Here is a 5472-nt window from a genome sequence, read left to right as displayed (position 1 = left end):
CTCTGCGACAACCGTATTTCTGACAGAAGTTCATTCAGTCTTTTGGCAGGATTTTTATGCAGAAATCCTGAAGCCTGTAACATTTCAAGTTGGAAAATGATAGATGCGAATTTTTAAAAGACAAAAAGTCAAAAATATATTTGACTTTTTGTCTTTTTGCTTTATAATGAAATCAGAAGTCAGGATGACGTCTCCTGACCTTAAAAAGAAAATTGCGTTCTTGCGTTAAGGAGGGAACGAATATGGGAGAAGAAAAATATACACAGAAAACATTAACGGCGCTTCAGACTGCACAGCAGACGGCGGCGCTGCATTATCATCAGGAAATCACAAGCGCTCACCTTTTGCTTGCTCTTGCCAAAGAGCCTGAGGGACTTTTGCAGACGATTTTTGATGAGGCAAATACGGATATTCCTATGCTCAAGGCCCGCCTTGAGCAGGAGCTTTCAAAAATTCCGAGCGTCAAGGGACAGGAACGCCTAAGCATGGGCGTTGACCTTGCGCGTGTTATGGCAAAGGCAGAAGCCACAGCCAAGAACATGAAGGACGAATTCATAAGCACGGAGCATCTGCTTCTTGCGCTTGTGACGGACGGAAGCGATGAGATTCAGAGAATCTGCAAGGATTTCGGACTGACGAAATCCAAGATTGAAGCATCAATCAAAAAGAACAGAAAACAGAATGTCACCAGCGATCATCCGGAGGACGGCTACAAGTCACTTGAAAAATACGGACGGGACCTTACGGCGGCAGCACGTGCCGGAAAACTTGATCCTGTAATCGGACGTGATGAGGAAATACGGCGTACGGTTGAAATCCTTTCCCGCAGGACTAAAAACACTCCTGTGCTTATCGGTGAACCGGGCGTAGGCAAAACGGCTATCGTCGAAGGGCTTGCGCGTCGTATTATTGCGGGAGATGTACCTGAGTCGCTGAAGAACAAAACACTGTATTCCCTTGATATGGGTTCACTTGTTGCAGGCGCAAAATTCCGCGGCGAGTTCGAGGAGCGCCTTAAGGCTGTGCTCAACGAAATTGTTAAATCAGATGGACAGATTCTGCTGTTCATTGATGAGGTGCATACTGTCGTCGGAGCCGGCGCTGCAGAGGGTGCTATGGACGCAGGGAATCTTCTGAAACCTATGCTTGCACGCGGCGAGCTCCGCTGTATCGGCGCAACGACTTTGAACGAGTATCGCAAGTACATTGAAAAGGATACGGCTCTTGAACGTCGTTTCCAGCCTGTTATGGTCGGACAGCCGACACTTGAGGATACTATTTCTATCCTGCGCGGACTGAAGGAACGCTACGAGGTACATCATGGTGTCCGTATCCGTGATGCGGCGCTTGTTGCAGCCGCGACACTTTCGGACAGATATATTTCAGACCGTTTCCTGCCTGATAAGGCAATTGACCTTGTGGATGAAGCTGCGGCCAAACTCCGCACGGAGATTGAATCGGTGCCTGCGCCCATTGATGAGGTTCAGCGCAAAATAATGCAGCTTGAAATTGAAGAGCAGGCACTTAATAAAGAAACCGATGAAGCTTCGAAGGCCCGTTTGGAATCTATTCAGAAGGAAAAAGAGACACTCAGACAGAAGGAAGCAGACCTTCGTTCGCGCTGGGAGGCAGAGAAGCAGGGCATACTGCGTGTACGCGCAATCAAGAAGGAAATGGATGAGGCGCGCGGACAGATGGAGCAGGCTGAACGAAGCGGCGACCTTATGAAGGCATCTGAAATCAAGTACAGCCGTCTGCCTGAGCTTGAAAGACAGCTTAAAGAGGAAGAACAGAAGGCCTCTGAAAAGACGGACAGCCGTCTTTTGAAGGAAGAAGTAAGTGAGGAAGATATTGCGCAGGTTGTAAGCCGTTGGACGGGAATTCCTGTGACAAAGATGCTGACAGGTGAACGCGAGAAGCTCATACATCTGGAGGATGTTCTGCATGAACGTGTTGTAGGACAGGATGAGGCTGTTACGGTCGTAAGCCAGGCAATACTGCGTGCGCGTGCCGGTATCAAGGACCCCAACCGACCAATTGGTTCGTTCATATTCCTGGGTCCCACCGGTGTCGGTAAGACGGAGCTGGGAAAAACTCTGGCAGAAGCGCTGTTTGATGATGAGCGCAGCATGATTCGCATTGATATGTCCGAGTACATGGAGAAGCATTCGGTGGCACGTCTTATCGGAGCGCCTCCGGGATATGTAGGATATGATGAGGGAGGTCAGCTTATCGAGGCTGTGCGCCGCCGTCCATACAGCGTCATACTTCTTGACGAAATCGAGAAGGCGCATCGCGACGTATTCAACGTACTTTTGCAGATTCTTGACGATGGACGCCTTACGGACGGTAAGGGCCGTGTGGTAAATTTCAAAAACACGGTCATTATAATGACATCAAACCTCGGTTCCCACGAAATCCTCAATAAGGATTTTGATGAGGCAAAGGGAGCGGTAAAAGATCTTTTGAAGGAATATTTCCGTCCTGAGTTCCTGAACCGCGTTGATGATATCGTTGTATTCAAGGCGCTTGACAAGGCGCAGGTGCGCGAAATTGCGGCGCATCTTCTTGCCGGTCTCGGAAAGCGGCTTGAAAAGCAGGTTAAACTGCATCTTAAATGGACGGATGCGGCACTTAACGCTCTTGCTGAGCAGGGCTTTGACCCGAATTTCGGAGCGCGTCCGCTTCGCCGTCTGCTGAGTCATACGATTGAGACACTGCTTTCGGAGAAAATTATCCGTGGAGACGTGCAGGAAGGAGATACGGTTTCCGTAGATGTAAGCGGAGGCGTGTTCACTGCTGAAAAAGCATAATAATCTATTAAAAAACAGCTCAGACTGATTTCATTGAGATTTCAGTCTGAGCTGTTAATTTATTTACGAACATGCATGACAGGTGGTATCGCTTTGAAAAAGATTTTTTTAACGGCCATTGTGACGTTTGTTATCACGATGACTTTTTTTATCGGTATAATTATATATTTCGCGGGAAGCCTTTTTATTGACATGGCACTAAGACGCGGTTCAATGGGTGATCCGCAGGCACCTCCTGCCGTTTTCAGAAGTGCCATAGAAGGAAACGGAAAGGCAATTAAGACGGCGCCTCACCCGGATTTTGAGGAGGCAAAATGGTCTATACAGTCCTTTGACGGACTGACCCTGAAGGCCACGCATTTCATTCCAAAAACTGATTCTCACCGCTGGGTCATAATTGTCCACGGGTACGGTCTTGGGCAGGAATACATCTGGGATTACGCTGAGGAATATCTGAAGGCTGGCTACCATGCGGTGACACCGGATATGCGTTCTTCCGGGGACAGCGAGGGGAAATATCTGACCATGGGTGCCCTTGAAAGCCGTGATGTTAATGATTGGGCCCGCAAGATAAGAAAGCATGACCCCAATGCGGATATCCTCCTGCATGGTGTTTCCATGGGAGCAGCAACGGTAATGCTGGCGGCAGCGCAGCCTGCTCCGGGAATTGATGCGGTTATTGAGGACAGCGGATATTCCGGGCTCAAAAAGCTTTTTGCAGAGGAAATTGATAAAATTCTGGGGATGCCAAGCTTTCCTCTGCTTGAGATTGCAGACGCATTCTGTGAACGGCGTGCAGGCTTCAGCTTTGCAGAAGCGTCCCCGGAGAGCGTTGTTTCGGATGTCAGGATTCCGGTGCTGTTCATTCATGGGGACGAAGACAAGCTTGTGCCATACAATATGATGCAGGAAATGTATGAAGCATGCAAGGCCCCCGGGAAACAGCAGTATACAGCAAAGGGGTTTCCTCACGCGGCGGCATACCAGGATAAAAATTATTTCCCGACGGTGTTTCGCTTTGCGGAGCGAAATTTGTAAATCGGCGTTATGCCAAGCTGGCGCTTGACGAAACATAAAGAAGCAGGGTTGCTTTTGGCAAACCTGCTTCTTTACGTTAGAACTCGGTAAAAACCTCGTTGAAATGCTGACATAGGAAGTTTTGCTTTTGGCAAAACTTGAACTAATGCATTATGTCGAGGCAGGCTCGACGAAACTTAAAAGATAATGTTTTGGCAAACATTATCCTTTAAGTTATAATATCTTTATGATGCGGAAAGGAGCGGAGAAAATGGCGTATGTTGCGCTGTACAGAAAATGGAGACCGAAAACCTTCTCAGATCTTGTGGGGCAGGAGCATGTCAGCCGTACCCTTTCACAGGCAATTGAGACAGGACGCGTAGGGCACGCATACCTTTTTTCAGGTCCGCGCGGTACAGGAAAGACGAGTACGGCTAAAATTCTGGCAAAGGCTCTTAACTGTGAGCAGGGACCGACCACAGAGCCATGCAATGAATGTGAGAGCTGCCGCAGGGTTAATGACGGAACATCTATGGATGTTTTTGAAATCGATGCCGCGTCAAACCGAGGTATTGATGAAATCCGCGACCTTCGGGAAACTGTAAAGTTTGCGCCGGCAAACGGGAAATATAAGGTATATATTATCGACGAGGTTCACATGCTTACTTCGGAAGCATTTAACGCGCTTCTGAAAACACTGGAGGAACCTCCGGAACGTGTGGTTTTCATACTTGCAACAACTGAGATACATAAGGTGCCTGCAACGATACAGTCACGCTGCCAACGGTATGACTTTAAGCGTATTTCAGGAAGGCATATAGCAGAACGTCTCCGTTATGTTGCGGATAACTCGGGGATTTCTGCGGACGAAGCGGCACTTTCACTTATTGCCCGTGAATCTGCAGGCGGTATGCGTGATGCGCTGTCAACTCTCGACCAGTGTGCGTCTCTGGCAGAGGAAAAGGTCAGCGAGGATATTGTCAGGGAGGTCTTGGGGCTTGTCGGGCATGACTGGGTAGTACGTATTTTGAAGGCGGTTTCGGGACAGAATGCAGCGGAAGCATTGAAGGCACTGAGTGAGCTGATACAGGAAGGCAAGGATCTCAAGCAGCTTATTGGAGAGATGATTGCAGAACTGAGGTCTATAATGGTATATCAGGCCGTCGGGACATCAGACGGGATTGATTTTTACGAAACATCTGAGGAGACCTTGAAGGAAGGGGCGGCTATGTTTGCTCCCGAAGCATTTGCACCTATGCTGGAACGACTTCATGCGGCGCTATCGGAGCTGAGGTGGACTTCAGAGCCGCGTATTGCGGTTGAGACAGCCATTCTTGAGCTATGCAGACCTCAGACAGCAGGAACGGCTGCAATAGGTACATCTGCTGCAGCGGCAGTGCAGGGGGCAGATTCGGTTCGTATTGCACAGCTGGAGGCGCGGCTGCAGGAGCTTTCGGCAGCTTTGGCGGCACGCCCTGTACATTCGGCTCCGCCTATGCAGTCCGTTATGACGGGTGCCGCAAAAAAGACAGCGGTACACCCTGCTGTATCTGCACCGGGCAATGTGCCGGCAGGACAGCTGAAGATATCTCCGGAAGGGCAGAAGCTGTGGCAGGATTTGCTTGCAAATATATCCTCGGAG

Annotated in this window: 3 protein-coding genes; all 3 read left to right on the top strand. The window is 49.2% G+C overall.

Features of this window, described 5'->3' with window-relative positions; translation table 11 throughout:
- Positions 1-242 precede the first annotated feature (242 nt).
- Positions 243-2813, top strand: a complete 2571-nt coding sequence (gene clpB, locus ACY69O_RS07575; protein ID WP_462332863.1) for an ATP-dependent chaperone ClpB — start codon at positions 243-245, stop codon at positions 2811-2813.
- A 93-nt stretch (positions 2814-2906) separates the two neighbouring features.
- Positions 2907-3851: an alpha/beta hydrolase gene (locus ACY69O_RS07570; protein ID WP_462332862.1), complete on the top strand. Its 945-nt coding sequence runs from the start codon at positions 2907-2909 to the stop codon at positions 3849-3851.
- A 250-nt stretch (positions 3852-4101) separates the two neighbouring features.
- The coding region (dnaX, locus tag ACY69O_RS07565; protein ID WP_462332861.1) for a DNA polymerase III subunit gamma/tau at positions 4102-5472 on the top strand (1371 nt) is incomplete at its 3' end.

Source organism: Schwartzia sp. (in: firmicutes), assembly GCF_978017985.1.
This window is presented reverse-complemented; position numbering and strand designations above follow the sequence as displayed.

Bases quoted from the DNA above. Each gene is read 5' to 3' on its own strand.
- clpB (WP_462332863.1), top strand. From the start codon at position 243: ATGGGAGAAGAAAAATATACACAGAAAACATTAACGGCGCTTCAGACT.